General features: G+C 36.3%; 11 protein-coding genes. 4 read left to right on the top strand and 7 right to left on the bottom strand.

From position 1 onward, the window contains the following. Window positions 1-37 precede the first annotated feature (37 nt). The 5 genes from N1I80_RS14215 to N1I80_RS14195 all read right to left on the bottom strand — a co-directional run bounded on the left by N1I80_RS14215 (window position 38) and on the right by N1I80_RS14195 (window position 4,860). Complete coding sequence (locus tag N1I80_RS14215; RefSeq protein ID WP_340738521.1) at window positions 38-721, bottom strand: transposase; 684 nt, start codon at window positions 719-721, stop codon at window positions 38-40. An 87-nt stretch (window positions 722-808) separates the two neighbouring features. Continuing rightward, window positions 809-1,813: an IS4 family transposase gene (locus tag N1I80_RS14210; RefSeq protein ID WP_340738520.1), complete on the bottom strand. Its 1,005-nt coding sequence runs from the start codon at window positions 1,811-1,813 to the stop codon at window positions 809-811. Between the two features lie 595 nt (window positions 1,814-2,408). Further along, entirely contained in the window at window positions 2,409-3,077 is a 669-nt protein-coding gene (locus N1I80_RS14205; protein WP_340738519.1) for an NAD(P)-dependent oxidoreductase, read from the bottom strand. Between the two features lie 113 nt (window positions 3,078-3,190). Then, a complete protein-coding gene (locus N1I80_RS14200; RefSeq protein WP_340738518.1) occupies window positions 3,191-4,399 on the bottom strand; it encodes an MFS transporter in 1,209 nt (402 codons plus the stop codon). 236 nt (window positions 4,400-4,635) lie between these two features. Further along, on the bottom strand, window positions 4,636-4,860 hold the full coding sequence (locus N1I80_RS14195) for a tautomerase family protein (protein WP_340738517.1): 225 nt from the start codon (window positions 4,858-4,860) through the stop codon (window positions 4,636-4,638). 163 nt (window positions 4,861-5,023) lie between these two features. Here N1I80_RS14195 and N1I80_RS14190 point away from each other — a divergent pair, with 163 nt between their 5' ends. After that, window positions 5,024-5,365, top strand: a complete 342-nt coding sequence (locus tag N1I80_RS14190; RefSeq protein ID WP_340738516.1) for a MerR family transcriptional regulator — start codon at window positions 5,024-5,026, stop codon at window positions 5,363-5,365. A 965-nt stretch (window positions 5,366-6,330) separates the two neighbouring features. Continuing rightward, entirely contained in the window at window positions 6,331-7,695 is a 1,365-nt protein-coding gene (ltrA, locus tag N1I80_RS14185) for a group II intron reverse transcriptase/maturase (protein ID WP_445683656.1), read from the top strand. A gap of 101 nt (window positions 7,696-7,796) precedes the next feature. Here ltrA and N1I80_RS14180 read toward each other — a convergent pair whose 3' ends face one another. Both N1I80_RS14180 and N1I80_RS14175 read right to left on the bottom strand, forming a co-directional pair. Beyond that, complete coding sequence (locus N1I80_RS14180) at window positions 7,797-11,015, bottom strand: UvrD-helicase domain-containing protein (RefSeq protein ID WP_340738514.1); 3,219 nt, start codon at window positions 11,013-11,015, stop codon at window positions 7,797-7,799. Then, window positions 11,012-13,705, bottom strand: a complete 2,694-nt coding sequence (locus tag N1I80_RS14175) for a PD-(D/E)XK nuclease family protein (protein WP_340738513.1) — start codon at window positions 13,703-13,705, stop codon at window positions 11,012-11,014. Before N1I80_RS14175 ends, N1I80_RS14180 begins: the two co-directional genes overlap by 4 nt. Before the next feature lie 825 nt (window positions 13,706-14,530). Here N1I80_RS14175 and N1I80_RS14170 point away from each other — a divergent pair. Both N1I80_RS14170 and N1I80_RS14165 read left to right on the top strand, forming a co-directional pair. Continuing rightward, on the top strand, window positions 14,531-17,785 hold the full coding sequence (locus tag N1I80_RS14170) for a RecQ family ATP-dependent DNA helicase (RefSeq protein ID WP_340738512.1): 3,255 nt from the start codon (window positions 14,531-14,533) through the stop codon (window positions 17,783-17,785). Beyond that, a complete protein-coding gene (locus N1I80_RS14165) occupies window positions 17,773-18,375 on the top strand; it encodes a hypothetical protein (RefSeq protein ID WP_340738511.1) in 603 nt (200 codons plus the stop codon). The genes N1I80_RS14170 and N1I80_RS14165 overlap by 13 nt, the downstream gene beginning before the upstream one ends. Window positions 18,376-18,405: the final 30 nt, after the last annotated feature.

Raw genomic sequence — 18,405 nt, 5'->3', positions numbered from 1 at the left:
GCGTACTTGCGTCCGTCAAATTTTTCACTAAGTGAAATCAATCACTGATATGATGCGCTTCAGGATGTGCTTCTCGAATCGCGGCGGCATAAGTAAGAGAGCCATCTCTTGAGACGTATTTTATATTGGGAAAAAGAGAAAGCCAGATAACTACATCTTCTTTTTCTCTTGATTCTATGAGATCAATGACTCTACTATCGGCTAAGTTCACCATGATAGTACCGTAACTCTTTCTCTTTTTCATTGCGAAATCATCGATACAAATAGCTTCGATATCCTCTTTATTGATTACGAGCATGCTTTTTTGATAATTACAGATTGTGCTCTTTTTAACGTCGACTACGTGTTTCGATAGATAAACTGCAGCGGAGACAGAACTTTGTGTGAGTGAAACTTCCAGAATGGTTTCTTTCAATCGCTTGGTTTTCTTCGCTTTATTGTCTATAAAAGAAAAAGTTTCGGCAAATGTCGTCCGATGACATGACGGATTATCACAAAACATTTTTCGATTAGATAGTGTAATCACTACCTTTTTATCTTGAATCGGTAAGTCTTGGAAGTTTCGGTTATAGTGAGAGTGGACTCGAGACGATACACTTTGACAGGAAGGGCACACACATTCTTTTCGAGTAGATGTCACAAAGAAATAAATGAAATCTGAAGATATATCCGTACCTGTACAAATCAAGTTTTCGTCAAGTAATGTGATGAGTTCATCCATAAAGTAACCCCTCCTAGATTCTTTTCACTCTATTATAACAGAATATATCGCTAATTCAACCAACAATGGAAAGAACCTATTTGACGCTTACTTCAATAAGAGCGTTAAACAAAAAGTAATCATGGCAATATAAATTTGATTGAATACTGCATTCGCGCCTTGTCCATAGAACTTTTTCAAAACTAAGTGCTGTTTAATCCATTTGAAAAACAATTCAATTTGCCAACGATTGCGGTAAAGGTCGCTAATTTCTTGGGCACTTCTTTTCGCATCATTGCACACAATCGAGATCTTTTTTCCTTCACCATTCAATGCCTCTATCAAATAAAGGGGATGTTTCATCTTTCCAATTTTTACGATGGCCCTCCGTGTAATTGCCGAGGAAGAATCTACAGGTAGTTCTTCTATCAAGTGAATGATGGTGTTGGACTTGATACGCGTGACAAAACGAATTCCGTTCTCGCAATAGAAATCGAACTTGTCGAAATCGAAATACCCCCGGTCGAACACATGAAGAGCCTCTTTATCCTGTACGATTAACGCATCTAACTGTGTTAAATCAGAGGGTCTGGCAGGTGTAATAATCACATCGTTTGGGTAAGATATCCCATCTGAAAAAATGATAGATGTATGCATTTTTACACCGGCTTTTGTATCACGAAAATCCGCCCACCGATATTGACTAAGACACATTGAAATGGTGGAAGAGTCGATTAAATGGATTTTCCCAAGTGCCGCATCTACCTTTTTCGGACCAATTTGTTGATGGAGTTTTTGAATAAGATGATGCAAGACTACCTCGAATATTTCAGGCGGAATATCTCTCAACTTTCTTGAAAGTTGGGATTTACTAATGCTAGCTATGCCAACTATTCTTTGTACAGCTTTTTTACGCTTCACTTTTTCACTAATTCGTCTAAGACTCGGTAACCCCTGTAATTGGGCATAGATGAAAAGCTTTGTAAACGTCAGGGTATCAAGCTTCTTCACATACTTATCAATTTCGGCATGATCAATCATTTTTTGTACAACATGTGTATCGAGTGGATAAATGTATTCATTGAATACAGTTTTTGTGGTATACTTGTCCATGGTTTCTCCTTATAGTTTGGGATTTGGACAGAATTACCCTTATCCCTTATTATAAGGGGTTTTTTATTCGTTTTATATAAAAATATCCCATATTACCCAATAAATTAATGAGATTTTCACTTGACAATCGGATTTTATTTTAATGCAACGCTAGTAACAAAAGATGAAACAATAAATAGGTTGATTAAATTCTTTAAACTAACAGACGAACAAATTAAGAAAACAAACCAATATCGTAAGTTATGTAACTTAGAACTTATTGACTAAAATTTAAAGTAGATGGAGCGCCGTATGATGGGAAACTATCACGTACGGTGTGGAGCAGGGGAAAAGGTGGAGATTATATCAAAGCCTTACCTATTGCTATTACCATCCTTGATATAGTTTTACCACGTCATACCTATTGGAAAATTGGTATACTTTTTACATGAACATAATTGACTTGCAATAAAATAAACTTTCTGCAAACGGGCCGTTTAATTGGATAAGGACCAGATAATTACAAGAAAGAAAGGTGAAATTGTACTGCTAATTTCACCTTTCTTATGGTTAGATATTAAATTAATCACAGTCTTGTCAATTTGATCCGAAATAATTAAGTGTAACTCTCCTGGCCACCAATTAGATGTACCCCTGTCCATCGCTTTTCAATTGCATCCCAAACTGCCGACGAAAAATCATCGTAGCTGATACTGCTGCCCAAAAATTTGCTTTCATCATTAGATGGTTTCCACCGATTGTAGTTCCCAGTACGCAAGCCCATAGGAATGTAAGCTGGAGGAGGAATCAAATACGCCCATGAGTCTAATGGAGGTGTTTCTTGCAGATAATCTCTTAGACGAGCTTGTGCTATACCTCTAGGCAATGTGCGTTTTGGGAAACTAGGATCTTGACAAATCCGTCCACCATTGGGTAAGTGTAAAGAACCTGCTCCTCCCACAGTGATAATCAAACGTCCTTCCATATCATCAACTGATTCACGAATGCGCGTGTCAAGTTCTATCCATGCAGTTGGAGAAACGTCACCTCGTAGTCTAATTGCATTCACTACGATATCAGCGTGGGATGCAGCATTACGAAGACTAGAAATATCGTCAATATCTATAGTTACGGTTTGAAACAACTCTTTAGTTTTTGGCAATCTAGAGGCATCACTAGGATTTCGTACTGCAGCAGTCACTTGAATTTTTTTATGCTCAGATAATTGTCTAAGGATAGCTACGCCAGTGCGCCCAGTTGCCCCCAAAAGCAATAAACGTGTCATAAACAAACAACCCCTTATTTAAAGATAGGCTTTAATCAACTAGTTTAAGACTGTATTTGGCTACATTTGCTTCGATATCGAAAAATGTAACTCTTATACCCTAACATTTGTTTTCATTTCAAAACTTTACTTGGTTTTGTGAACTTGACCACTAAAGAAATCACTATACCAATGAAAAGCATGAGGGCCATAGTTTCAAATGTTAATAAGTAGCTGCCAGTGTTTAATAGCGCTACAGCCACGATTGGCCCAAGTGAAGCACCTATGAATACAAAAAATACATAAAGAGAAACTGCAGCTCCACGTGCATGACCGCCAAGTTGGCCTACTAATGAAATAAGTGTGGGTACTGTAACCGCAATTCCAGTCACGAATATAACGCTCATAATAATAAGTAACGGTAAATTAGAGGTAAACCCTAAAAAAGCTAAACCTACAAAAGCTAGTGTTAGTCCGGCACGTAGACTGTTTTGAATACCATATTTGGCAACTAGTTTTCCTGTAAACGGAGAAAACAACATTCCAATAATTCCAACGGTACGTACAAGGAAAACGTCTTTACTTCCTAACCCAAGTTCTAAACTTAAATAGTTTCCAAGTGCAGTATACATTCCAACAAAAGTAAGTAATAAGGTAATGGCAATCACATAACAGAACAGCAATGGTTTTATTGTAAAAATGAAGCCAAATTGTTTGAAGGGTTCTAGTAAACTGCTATTCTTGTTTTGATTATCGACGTTTGGGATACGTAAAGCCACAATAATAGTTGTTATTAAATAGATAGCTCCGATAATAAAAAATACATACCGCCATCCAAACATACTGCTGATGGAGCTACTGAAAACTTGACCTACAATCCCAGCCATTAAAAAGCTGGAGCTAACAAAACCAATCGTAGTAACATGTTTTTCAGGTGGGAATATTTCTACAATATAAGTAACCACTACAGGGGGGAAGGTTGCCGCGGCTATTCCTTGCAAGCTCCTTAGGATGATAAGCATTAAAAGGCTAGTCGATAATCCTGAAGCTATGGTAATAATGGATAATATAACTAAACCATATAAAATAACTGGTTTTGGACCGTATCGATCGGACATTGGACCTGTAAACAAACATCCCACTGCGTAAAACAATGAAAATGCGCTACTAGTCCAAACCGTCTGTGCAGTTGTGGAGTTAAACACGTCACTAAAGATTGCTGCTAATGGAATAGTCAAATAAACACTGGATACTACTACCAGCCCACACCAAAACAATATAACTGTCATGAGCGAATAATTTCTTTCATAACTCATGCTGTTCTTGCTTGCTATTTGAGTCATAGGAATTCTACCTTCCTTTCAAAAGGAACCTCTAATTTTATGAGGCCACTGAAAAACCAAAATTCAGAAAACAAAGTCACCACTTGAGAAGTATATTTATCTCAAAATCTGACTGGCATCCCCACAATCCCCCTGAAAAGTGATGGAAATGTGGGATTTAATTTTTGTTTTTTGAAAAAAAGAGACTTTTTCAGCGGCCTCAATTTTATAGGGGTTCCTTTTGTTTTAGTCATTTATTATGACGGTATTTCGGTAATACGACTTTTAGCTAAAAAATCTGGATCAGTCGCTACTGTACCAGCCTGACCCCAATTAGATAAAGGAACATCTCGCAAGACGACTAAAACTTTATCTGGTGGGATGTTAAACATATTAGTCGTTACGTCTGTAAGTTCCTTGATCCATTCTTGTTTTTGTTTATCGTTAAATCCTTCCCAACAGTCAACCTTAATAATAGGCAATTTAAACACCTCCTTAACAAAGAAATATCGGTAATATAATGTAACTTACCTACATTCATTATAACTAAATTGCAACCTATGTCAATAGGTTACTTCCTTGATTTGTAATTCACTTACTTATGTCGTAAAATAGCTACAATAGGTTTTTAATGGAGGTCAGAAAATGAATGAAGAAAATGAAAAAATGAATTCTTTAATCCCCTTAATGGATTTTGATTTACTAAAAAAGCTGGTTGTTGGAATTGGTGAGGTATCAGACATTACGGGAATTCCCACACGAAAAATTCGTTACTGGGAAGAAAAAGGAGTTATTCAATCCGAAAAAGAAGGTGAAGGGACCACAAGAAGGTACAATTATTTAAATATCAAAAAGATTCTTTTGGTCCAGGAAATGATCGAAGAAGGTTTTACACTGGATGCGGCAGCAGCAAAGGTCGAAAAACGAATGAAAATCCTCAATGATTCGTTTCAAAAACTGGCTGATAGTATAGCCAAGGAAAATTAATTGATTACCATGTATCATAGATACGCCGTCAATAGTTATTCCAGAAAAGGGCGCGATTGTTGCAGTTCATAAGCCTAATCCCACGGTAAAGATACAATGGGGTTAGACTTTTTTTATCCCTATAGCATTTAGAAATTACAACTAGATGATTTCCCAGGTATTGTTATCCAACAATGATTTACTTATCGGCAACGTTAATATGAAAAATGATACGTTAGGCAAGTCAAGTGAAAATATACACCTTTTCGGAAGTGTTGCGACTACCACTTTGATTTGATAAACTAAATCCATATTCTATTAGTTTCCAAATCATCGTATGTTGATGAAAGTCGTTATACCTTTTCATTTCAAAAGGAGATTCGACACAAATGTTGTAGCCTTTGTATTCTCGTTTTGAGAAAAGCCAGGCAGGTGTCATTGTACGTCGCAAAATTGCTTTCGGGCATAATCACATGGGGTATTTACGCATTTTTGCGTGATATATATTAAAAGTCGATTGAATCCTTCGGGATACAGTCGGCTTTTTTTTTGATGTGCGCCCTGCATGGGTAAATACTTGGCGGTGAAAGTCCGCTACAGGCTTGGCAGTAGGAACTGTTAGCGAAAGACAAGGTGGCTATCGTGAGGTAGTGGCTGAAGGAAGTCGGACGCAAAATCCTGAACTGACGAACAGAAACTAGATACAAGGCTGGCTAAGTCGGATGAGATTGCATCACAAATCAAAGTCCAATACTGCCCGAAACTTATTCAGTAAATCTAGCAGTTACATAGGAGGAAAGTATTTACCCTTACCAGGGGAGGTCTTGCGAGGGCTTTGTGGGCGTTGGCATAACAAACCTAAGCAACTTTTATGGTGACATAAAGGTGAATCGCAAGAAGTCAGCAGACGTCATAGTAGCGTTCGAACTGACAGAACGTGAAGGACTGAACAATAATAATTTTGAAGAAACAAGGAGGTGTGGGAATTGCGACAACCGCAGAAAACAAGGAAACTTGACTACCATCGGAGAGATAATGTGGAACATGAAGGGTACGATGGAGTGCCTAGCAATTTCCATGGTGAACTGGAGAATCAAAATGGTGTATATCTGTTTGAGAGAATCTTATCAAGAAATAATCTTAATCAAGCTTACCTTCAAGTTGTCAGAAATAAGGGAGCAGCAGGCGTTGACGGTATGACGTACGACCAACTGCTTCCACACTTGAAGGAGCACAGAGAAGAATTACTAGAAAGTTTACAAAATGGAACATTCCGCCCACAACCCGTATTACGGGTTGAAATCCCAAAGTCGGATGGCGGGGTAAGAAAACTAGGGATTCCAACTGTCATCGACCGAATGATTCAACAAGCAATCAATCAAGTTTTACAACCACTATTTGACCCGACGTTCTCCGATAACAGTTTTGGGTTTCGTCCGAAACGTAGTGCACACCAAGCCATCATACAGGCGAAAACGTACTACGAACAAGGGTATAAACATGTCGTAGACATTGATATGAAAGCTTACTTTGACACTGTAAACCACGATAAATTGATGTATTACATCGAGCGAAAAGTACAAGATAAACGCGTACTTCACCTCATTCGTCAATACCTCAAAAGTGGCATCATGATAAATGGTCTATTTGAAGCGTCCGAAGAAGGAACACCACAAGGGGGAAACTTATCGCCACTACTAAGTAACATTTACTTAGATGAATTCGATAAGCTTCTCGCAGAACGTGGTCATAAATTCGTCCGCTACGCTGACGACTGTAATATTTACGTCAAAAGTAGACGAGCAGGTTATCGTGTGATGGAAAGCTCCATTAAATTTCTCGAAGGTAATCTAAAGCTAACAGTGAATCGTGACAAAAGTGCGGTAGGTAGCCCATTAAGGCGAAAGTTCTTGGGTTTCTGTATCCATCCCACAAGGAACGGTGTCAAAATTCGACCTCATCAACAAGCCAAAACCACTGTGAAGCGCAAGTTAAAGAAAATAACAAAACGGAACAGGGGTAGAAGCATAGAAGTCCTTTTCAAGCAAATTAGACAGCTAATGACGGGATGGATAAATTATTACGGCATTAGCACGATGAAAAGTTTCATGACTGATTTAAACGGTTGGTTGAAACGGAGGATAAGACAATACATCTGGAAACAGTGGAAAATGCCACGAACAAAACGGAAAAATCTTATCCAACTCGGTATAGATGAACGAAAAGCCTATGAATGGTCCAATACCCGAAAGGGATATTGGCGAATATCAGCAAGTTATGTCCTTCATAGGTCATTAACAGACGAAAAACTGTTACAACTCGGATATATGGATATATCCAAGAAGTACTAGTTTGTACACTCAAATTATTGAACCGCCGTATACGGGTCCGTATGTACGGTGGTGTGAGAGGGGCGAACGAATCGGATTACGATTCGTTCACTCTACTCGATTTATGACATTGAATAAAATTCAAGTTCGGACATGATTAATTGGGATTCCGTAAACTTTATCATTTTTCCTACTATCGGCATATGAATGAATGCTTCTAGAACTGGTTTGTTGCTTGCCGTTTGTAAGGCATGGGCATAAATTTGTAGTTGGGGTAAATAAGCCACTACACGCTCCGCCCAGAATTCTTCACGACCGGGGAATGTTTTATGGTCAATTATAACCCAACCGTTTGGAAATTCGATTAAGTAATCAATTAGTCCAAATGCTTTTTGGTTATTTAATTTAAGGTGAATAGGGAACTCTTTGTGAATATCAAATTTACCAGTGTATGTCGTTTCGACAAAATGATTTAATCGATTCGATGCCTCAATTAAATCATTAACCGATAAAGCGCTAAGGTCAAAATTTTGCAAAGTCGATTGTGCAAGTTGTTCACGTTTAGCTTTATCTAGTTTGGATGAGTCAGCAGCTAAAAAATTATGAACCAACGTTCCTAACACATCCATTTCAGGACTACCGATGATTGGTAAACGTGAACCGATAGAGTGAATCGGTACATTTAATTGTTCTGCTTTTACTATATCCTCATCGACTTCAACAAACTTAGTCATACTCGGTTTAAACGTAGCAGGTTGGAACTCAACTGAATTACGAGTACCCCCGACATAAATCGTTTGTTCAGTTTTATTCGAAATGTTTAGCTGGTGTTCTGGTAATTCCAAGTTGCGAGTTTTTATTTTAAATGATTCTCCATTAATATTAATACTATCATTCATAATAGACGTAATGACTTGATTCCCATTACTATCTTTTTGTTCGTTCAGCCATGAAGCTTTAGAAAAATCCCGTGTTGCGAACACTAAGTAATCCCTAGCGCGGGTCATACCGACATATAATAAGCGCTGACTTTCTTCTTGAAGTTGCTTCTTCCGTAATGTGAGTTGAGGTGCATCCTCGATTAAGGAATCAAATCCAACATCTTTGGAACTCTTCCCATAAGGCCATGGCCAGTAATAAAGCGTTCGACCATTCAATGGCTTTTTAACATCAAATGGCTGTGTACTGGTTGCTATTACGCGGTCAAACACAGGCGGTTTTCCACTGCTAATTGCAGATTTATTTAATGAATATAAAATAACAAATGGCCACTCTAAACCTTTCGAACGATGATATGTTAGGATTTTTACGGCATTTTCATTTGTTGATTCAGCGACACGATTCAGCTCTTTATCTGACTTAACATCTTCTAAATAAAATAATAGACCGTTAACTGTTGCTGCATAACCATTCATTTTTGCTCCATGTTCATATTGTTTCACAAGTGAACGGAGGTTATCAATATTAGCAAGCCGCTGTTTTCCGTTACCCCAACGCATTATTTGTTCATCTACTTTTGCTTTCACAAGAGCTAAATCTAAAACCTCTGAAGGACTCATTTTAAATATATTTTTCCGCGCTTCAGTTAGTTGCATGATGATTGGATCGTTGTCTACTAAAGCTTGTGGTCTGTCGCTTTGTAACCACGCTTCAAGCCATTCACCATTTTGCCATTCCTCAGATGAAAAGTGGAGTATTTTGGCTAAAGCTAATGTATCACGTTCGTCGATAAAATAACGTAATGTTGCGATAGCATAAACGACTTCCTCTGTATCCGTCAATCCACTTCCGCCTACAGATGCCTGAATACCTAAATTAGCTAAGGCACTTGCAATTTCTGAACACTCATCGTTCGAACGGCAGAGGATAGCGATGTCACTAGGCTTTAACGTTCTTTCTAGGCGAGTTTCTTTATCGATGATGATATATTGCTCTTTTAGCTGGATAACGTCATATATACCCTGTGAGACCATTTTAGCATCTGTTTTAGCATTTTTAGAACCAGTAAACGACCATGCTTCGATTGAAGGTTGTTGATGAACAAGATCATCGCGTTTTGGGTTAAGTTCAACGAGTTCTTTTGGTAATCCTGTAACATCAAATACTGGGACAAAAAGAGCATTAACGAAATTAACGAGAGATTTACGCGAACGATATGAATCGCCTAAGATTTCTTGATTGATGTCTTCGATATTGCTCATAGCGGTTTTCATCAAATCTGGATCTGTACCTCGGAAACCATAAATGGCTTGTTTTGTGTCACCAACCCAAGTTGTACTTTTGGCAACTTCGAGTAGTTTCATGTTTAAAGCGATTTGTAAGGGACTCGAATCCTGAAATTCATCCACAAATATGGCTTCTATTCGTTCTTTTAACGCATCGGTATATTCTGGATTTTCGAGTATCTTCAAAGCTAAATATTCTTGATCCGTAAAGTCGATTAAGCCACGCAAATTCTTTTCTTTTTCATATAAATCTATCGCTTCTGCAGCGCAATAAAATATCGCTTCAATTATTGTTCTTATATCTTCATGCAGTTGGGGGTGTGTTGTGTGAAAACTTGCTGCATTATGAATTGGTGAAACTTCTTCCTGACTAGCTTTAGCTGGCTTTAATTTTGTAGCTTTTGCCCATTGGTCCCACATTAAATAACTATTTCGTTCATAATATGAAATCATCGTATTAATAGATTCTACTACGCCTAGTGTAGTCTTCGTATTGTCTGATCCTGGTAATGTTTTACTTGCATTTTTTAGCGCAACGAGTAAATTTGCTGTTAATTGTTGACCATCTCCAACAGGGGTAGGGAGCCATTGTTGCATTGTTTTCCAAGAATAGTTGGCACATGCTGCAACATCGTTTGCTAATAATCCATTTTCACGTGCAAGCTTTAGGACATTTAAAACGTACTTGTTCCATGGATACTCGCCACCAATCAATTGGAAACGTTGCAATGCATTATAATTTTCAACCTCATGTTTTTGAATAGATTGGTAAGCAATGGAGTTGAAAAGAGAAAGTGCTTCAGCATCTTCCAAAATATTTTGTTCCGGTGATAATCCAACTTCTAGAGCAAACTCTTTAATTAACCGGCCGAATACACTGTTCATAGTTCCAACATAGCCATCTAGGATACGCAAAGCTTCTTCTGTTTTACCGCTTTTTAGAAGATCTAATCGAATACGTTCGATTAACTCTTCCGCCGCTTTTTTAGTAAATGTTGTCGCAACGATTTTTTCAGGGGCAATATTTTGCTGAACAGCGTCAATAATTTCTTTGGAAAGACGCGTTGTTTTTCCGGCACCAGCACCAGCACTAATAATCTTTAAAGAACCAGTCATACTTGAACCCTCCTCATACCGCATAAATCCTGATAATCACAAAATTTACATAACGGTTTAAATGGCGCTGAATTATCTATTTCAATACCTGTAGCAACAGCTACACCGGTAGTCAATGTATCTTGGATTTTATTTAATTCAAGACGAATTAGTTGCACCGTATCGTTTAAAGAATTACTTGCAACTTGATATTGTTCAGGTATTTCATCATCTACAACGGCATAAAAATCACCAGTTGAAAGCATAAAATATGCAACCGGAATAACTTCATCATCGGTAGCCATAAGCCATTGATACAAAGCAAGTTGGATTGATCCATCTATTAACTTTTGTTTGTAGTTGGAAGGACGTCGAGACCATTTTGCATCTAAAATTACGGTCTTTTTCGTAGGGGTTTTACCGATTAAATCCAATCGACCTTCGAACTTAATCTCATTTTCCCATGATTTATTATGCGTACTTTCTGTTTCTATAATTGTTATTTTCGAGTCCTCTAAGAATTTAGCAAATTGTTGCATAGATTTCTGTAGATCGTTGCGAACTCTTCTAAATAACGAATGATGCTCAGGTAATAAAAGAGTTGCTGCCATTTTAGGAACAATTTCATCGAAAAGGTCACCGGTATGTTGTTGGATATTATGATTCGATGTAAATACTTGCTCTGTTATTAAACGTTCGAGAATGGCATGTCCTAAGTTTCCTAGCATAATCGATTCATTTGGCAAAGATAGGGTATTGCTTGGTCGTATTTTGGCACTGTACTGAAGCGTCCATTTTAAAGGACAACTTAGCATTGTTTCAAAGCTTGTTGCCGATTCAATTTCGCGTAAATGTACTTTTTGTTGAGGAACATGCCAGTGTTGAATTGGACCTGGAATCTCTTTATTTGTTAAAGCTAACCGGTCAAATCTATCGTCAATAATACTTACCGTTTCTTGTGAATATAGTAAAGTTGGATTAATCGTAATTTGTTTTTCATCCTCATTTATTTTAGATAAAGCAAAGCGAATTTCATCAAGAAGTGGATGTGCTTTTACATCTCCTGCACGAACTTTTGATGGAATAAATAATATAATGCGGTCTTTTGCGAAACGTATCGCGTGATGCCAAGATAAATTTTCACGTTTTCGAATTTGCTCCGGTGAAGTTAAATGTACGCCATGTTGTTCCAAAAACATTCGCTCTGCGTCAGACCACTTTTTTAATTGGAAGGTAGTGTTTTGTGTAAACTCCCACCAAAGTACGTTGCTTACTTGCCCCCAAATGGCGCCTGGTTGCTGTACCGTATTCCATTGCGCTGACTCTTGAACATAATCAGGTAACTTAGATCCGTCACCCAGCACTGAATCTAAAATGTTTGCTAGTTGAAGCTGATTAATTTTTTCGACATTTAACGCGCGGATACCTGCAATTAATTCATTTGCAGAACTATATGCTTGAGCGAAGATTGGATTAGGCTCCATTAAATTTTTATTTAAAGCCCATTTACTAATTTTACGGCAAATATTATCGATAATTGAACATGGGAGACCGTCAGTTGTATCAAAGTAATCATGATTCACCCAAATATCAATAATCTCCAATAGCTCTTGCTTCTTCTTGTTAATCTTCTTTGTTTCTAGTCCTTGTTCAAACCATTTCGCTTCAATTTCAGTAACTGCTTCATCAATTGCTGTATGCCACCTATCTCCACCTATACCTGGTTCATCTGAAAGGACACTTGCCAGTTTATAACATAGTTTTTTAGGAAGAGGAGATGTTGGCAACGTGAGAAGTTCCATAATTCTATCAATCCGGACAGGTTCCCAATAAGTTTCTAATGTGAGAGGCAATACTTGCAAAGCTGATCGCCATTTAGAATACTCGTTTACTTCGCTTGAAGGGAGGCCTCGTCTATGGAATAACTCAGCTAATAATAAATTGTTTGCATTGTTAATAATTAGGGTTTGATCGTCACCTTTTAGTTCCAGCCAGCTTATCAGATAATCAGCGGCCTCCCATTCTTGTTCAGAACGGACAATTGAAAATGACCCATCACCAGTTAGTGTTAAATCGCCAATTGAATCTTCATCATATAAAGCCATCTTAATTTTTTCTAAATCTGTAGAAGGCTTTGAGGGAACGGTTGGTACTTGTAGCGTCATTTGTTTGATCTGAACCTCGTTTTGTTGTAATAGCCTAACGAGTTCTTTTTCCCAGTTGTTCCATATTGAATGATCTTCATCTACAATATTGATTTTTTTAATCGTTAGAGGTAAGTAGTTTTGTTTCAATAAATCAAATAAAGTACGAACTCGATCTGAAAAACCTTTGCTATGATTGTGGTCCGATAGTTCTATTTCTGCAATGGCTTCAATCCACTTCCCGCCGCCTTGGTGAATAGTAGGATACCATCCAGCTAGAATCAATTCATCACGCTTAGTTTTCAATTCGCGAGCCGTATTCCATGAGTCTATTTGAAAAGACTTGGAATACGGTTTTTGGCCATTATCGAGTTTAGCGATGGTCGTTTGCCACTCAGCTATACAGACACTTTCAGCGATAGGAGGGATAGATTGCCCTAGCTGTATTTCTAAAATATTTATAAGCCCGTCAAACCCTGTAATTATTTTACCGATACTAGCCGAACTATCACTAAGCTCATCTGGATAAGATTTCGAATCGAGCCAATGCCCTAAAGTAATTTCCATTCATATAACCTCCAAATAAATGCCTTTTATAATATATTACATTCTATTATGCAGGAATGATATGAGAAGAGTGTTAATTATGAGATTTCTGGTTTGGAGTGTTGGAAATTACATAATATGTGTAAGGGGTTTTTGGGAGGAGTTGGAAAGTGCTGGGTGTTCGTTCAATACGCGTAGTTAATTAAGATGTGTATAGGCAAATGTTTTAAAATAGCCAAATATTGAATTGTTTAATTATGTAAACCTCGTAAATCCCGTTTGTAGTGGTATTATGGTATTAATAGTGAGTTTGAAAGGGGGTATTCAAAACCAAACCCCAACTCCGATTTTTATGAAATTCTACAAGGGTCATTTATGGACGCGGTTTGCTCTAATATGCATTCAATTGACTTGGATAAAGAAATAAGTAACTGGTACAAGCAAAAGTCTGCTAATGTTATCTATAGAAGGTATTGTGATCAGTTAATTGTAATTATTCCTATTGAAAACCAAAATACAGGTGTATTTGCTATAATTAAGAAGTGGGTTATTCAGAATTATTAATAATAAGGAAATTGACGTTTTAGATGTGCAACTGAAAAAACAGATATTCAATTTTTGAATGGTAACAATATATAAGGTACGTAGCTACAGCCATCTGAAAATTGATTACTTAGGCTTTGGATAATTGACCCACTTCACTTAATTTGGATTTATTTCTAGATGATATATAGTTGAGTAATGTGTAAGTAACATGTAGCAGGAAAAGATTTAGAGTATTTGAATCTATTTGAGGGGTCAATGAATAAAAGGGGTTTTACAACAAACATTAAAAGGATGTTTCTGATGCATTATTATAATTCGGGTTATGCAAAGGTGAATAATCATTTTGTGATTAAAAATTTATCATATAAGGCTTCCAAGGCAATGGAAAATCCTATTCTTTCTATAGTTCAAAACTTTATAGTGCGAGGAAATCCAACGATTGCTACTCCATTTTTACGTAAGAAACTTCATTTAAAACAATCTTATCTACATGAAATGGATGATGTTCGGTTTATTCAATCTTTGCCATCAGATTGGAGTCGTTCCATTCGGGGAGATGATGTGAATCAGTCGTATCCTGCTTTAACGTTTTATGAAGATTTACGTCAAATATATAATCAAAAAAGTTTTATAGCAGATTTATTTATTGCAGAATGTCCTATCAATCATATTATTCCTGATAGTAACTTTGAAAAGCAGGAGGTAGATTTCTATAGTCCGTTACTAAAACTCGTTATAGAAGTGGATGGTATACATCATGAAGATAGACGACAACAAAAGCTAGATCAAAAACGGGACAAGTTCTTAAGTAAATATGGGATCAATGTAATTCGGATTTCAACTACGCAAATTAAAAATAAAGATTATGAAAATCTTACTTTAAGTCTTCGAGAAAACTATTATAAACATGAATCAAAAATTAAATTGTTCGAAAAGTATTTGGAAAATCCATCGTCATATCAATTGCACTTTCAATTAACGGAAATTTACCGCTTTCAAATGTTGGTCATAGAGTTAGTTAAAGGAGAGCATCTTCTATTTAGCGATAAACAGTGGGATTTTGCAGTAAGTACCCAGCAGCAGGCTCAATCGCTTCAACTAGCTATGGAGGATTTGGATAAATGGTTTGAAGTTATTGGGGAACTGTTTAATGAATCTATTTCACTACCTAAAATACATGTGCATTCATCATTTAAAAAAGATTACATTTGCATTGATAATTTAGTTGGAAGGTATTGGGATGACACTTTAAATGATCCATCTATCATCTATATAAGGGATGATTATTTTGAAGAGAATAATTACCGTGTAATGAATACAGGCTACATCGTGAATTATGCAATAAAAGAAGAACAACATTTGCCGTCGCTTCAATATATATTAGACGTCCTTTATGGATTTAGCACATTTAATGCAGGACAAACTGAAATTATTATTAATACATTAAATCGTAATGATACAGTAGGGCTTTTACCAACTGGAGGGGGGAAATCCTTAACGTATCAAATCTGCACTTTTTTACAGCCGGCGATTAGCTTTGTCGTTGCACCAATAAAATCGTTAATGGTCGATCAAGTTGGAAATTTAAAGAAAAAACACTTTGTTGATTGTATCGATTATATTAATGGAGATTTGCCACCTCAAATTGCATCAGATAATTTAAATGGTTTTACAGAAGGGAGATTTTTATTTTTAATTATTTCGCCTGAAAGGTTTCAGCAACAGGAATTTCGAAATCGAATCCAGATGATTCAAGCAAAAAAACAATTTGCATATGCTGTAATTGATGAAGCACATTGCCTATCCGAGTGGGGGCATGATTTTCGGACATCTTATTTAGCGTTAGCTCTAACTATACGTAGATATGCGCCAACCGCAACTTTTTTGGCATTAACTGCTACAGCTTCCTCAAAAGTATTGCAAGATATTCGTAATGAATTAGATGTTTCTAGCCAAAATGTAAAAACCATTTCAGACTTTACACGAAAAGAACTACATTTTCATGTTGTTGAGGCCACCAAGTTTGAGAAACAAGATAAGTTGGCTATGGTAGTACAAGAAAATCAAAAACCAAATCCTATGATTATTTTTACGCAGACAGCGGGGGGACCTAACGGATGTTTTAAGCTTAGTAATCAGCTTGGAAATCAATTGGGTTTAAAAACGAATTTTTATAGTGGACGCAAGCCAAAGGACTTCGATACGCAAAACTTTGCAAAATATAAAGAAGATGTTCAAAGTGCATTTATGAATAATGAATTAGATGTATTAGTTGCTACAAAGGCATTTGGTATGGGAATAGACAAGCCGGATGTACGTACGGTAATTCATTACGGTATTCCTTCTTCCCTAGAATCATATTACCAAGAGGCGGGTAGGGCAGGAAGGGATCGTTCTAATTCTGACTGTTATATTTTATTTACGAAAGATCAGTTAACGGAACATCAAAGAAATGTTTTATTTGGTTTAACTACGAACTTAGATGAAATAGAAAAAACAACGAGGGTTTTACAAGGCGATTTAAATAGTATCATGTTTTTAATGAAACAAGGATTAAAGGATGTCGAAGAAGAAACATCCATACTCTGTGATTTCTATTTTGAGCATTTAAGAGAACAGAGGGTAGTGCATATCCCAAAACAAGGAAATAATGAAAAGATTATATATAGGCTGGCACTTCTTGGACTTGTAGACGATTGGGTAATTGAATGGAAAACAAATACAATTATTGTGAATCTAAATGATTATGAAGAAGATAATATTAAGGATAGTGTTTTTAAATATATTCAAAAATATGATTCTACCTTTACTGAAACAGCTATATACAACAATGCAGAGTTGCTAGATTATTTAAAGGTTTATGAAAGCCATTCTGTTTCACCTTTATATAAGTATGCTTATATTCTACTTAAATGGTATAACGATAATGTTATATACTCCCGTAAGCAATCACTTAAAAATATGTTTAATTATGTTTTAGAGTTTAAGGATTCAGATGACTTTCAACATAAATTAGAAACCTATTTTAAACGTAATGACGATGTATATTTATTAGAAAAGACAGTTGCCAAACCTCATAATTTGAATAATTGGTGGAAAGTTTACTATGTAGAAACAAATGATAAGACAGTACCTAAAAATGAAAGTGAGATAAAAGATTTATCGATTACATTAAGTAGATTTCTAGAAAGTTATAAAAATGATCCTGCTTTAAATTTAATTGAAGGAATTACTACATTAGTTAGTAGGGGTTTTTTAACTCAAGAATCTAAACTGCGCTTAATTCAATCTATTAAGCATATCACAACATTAGAAGAAGACCTCCGAAAAGAAATATTGTTATCAATTGTAGATGTAGCTAATGAATTTTTAATACAAGAAGAAAAAGTTATTTTAAGTGAAGTTTTAATAAACAATGGATTCGATTCTGTAGAAGATAAAAAGTTTGTTTATCAATCATTTGAAGATAAATTTTCATATGGTCAACTTGTAAAACATTTAAGTTCTAGAATCAAAGAAGTTAGAATAGGCGGTGAGTATCCGTGGGACAATTAGGAGACATTGAATCATTAGAAACCTTTATTGATGAGTTAGGCAACGAAATTAAACATGTCAAAAAAGCATCAACATATTTAAAGGAAATTGAGGCACAACATTTATTGGTGGAGAAGCAGTTAGAAAGTGTTAAGCAGACAACCGAAACGCTTGAAGATATTCAATTGCATTTTGCTGATAAAACGATGGAGTTTGAATCGGAATTAAAGAAAAGTGAAAATCGATTTAAAGAACTAAATTCTACGGTGGTAAGTTCTTTTTCCGAGACAGAGCATTACTTAAAAGAGCATATCAGCATGATTAAGCAAGAGACATCTATGGTTGGAAAAGACGTTCGGGATCTTCAATCAAAAACTAACTTGCTTGAACAACAAGTAGTATCCATGTATTCTACCGTATCCACAGTAAATAATTCGATTATTGAGTTGCAACGGCAAATTAATCAGCTAGAGCAGAAAAATTCGGAACACAAAGAAACAGTTCAACGATCTTTTGAAAATCAGAAGCAGTCTGTAAAACGAGTTGAGAAAATCTCTATTTTAACAACTGGTATTCTACTAATCGCGATTATTTTAATAAGAATTGTGTGAATACAATAGGTTTCTAATTACAGAGCAGAG

The sequence above is a fragment of the Sporosarcina sp. FSL K6-3457 genome (assembly GCF_038007285.1).
Lineage (GTDB): Bacteria > Bacillota > Bacilli > Bacillales_A > Planococcaceae > Sporosarcina.
Note: the sequence above shows the minus strand (reverse complement) of the source record. Positions and strands in the feature narration are given on the sequence as shown.

Coding starts and splice junctions, on each gene's coding strand:
- N1I80_RS14215 (WP_340738521.1), bottom strand. CDS start 721: ATGGATGAACTCATCACATTACTTGACGAAAACTTGATTTGTACAGGT.
- N1I80_RS14210 (WP_340738520.1), bottom strand. CDS start 1,813: ATGGACAAGTATACCACAAAAACTGTATTCAATGAATACATTTATCCA.
- N1I80_RS14205 (WP_340738519.1), bottom strand. CDS start 3,077: ATGACACGTTTATTGCTTTTGGGGGCAACTGGGCGCACTGGCGTAGCT.
- N1I80_RS14200 (WP_340738518.1), bottom strand. CDS start 4,399: ATGACTCAAATAGCAAGCAAGAACAGCATGAGTTATGAAAGAAATTAT.
- N1I80_RS14190 (WP_340738516.1), top strand. CDS start 5,024: ATGAATGAAGAAAATGAAAAAATGAATTCTTTAATCCCCTTAATGGAT.
- N1I80_RS14180 (WP_340738514.1), bottom strand. CDS start 11,015: ATGACTGGTTCTTTAAAGATTATTAGTGCTGGTGCTGGTGCCGGAAAA.
- N1I80_RS14175 (WP_340738513.1), bottom strand. CDS start 13,705: ATGGAAATTACTTTAGGGCATTGGCTCGATTCGAAATCTTATCCAGAT.
- N1I80_RS14170 (WP_340738512.1), top strand. CDS start 14,531: ATGCATTATTATAATTCGGGTTATGCAAAGGTGAATAATCATTTTGTG.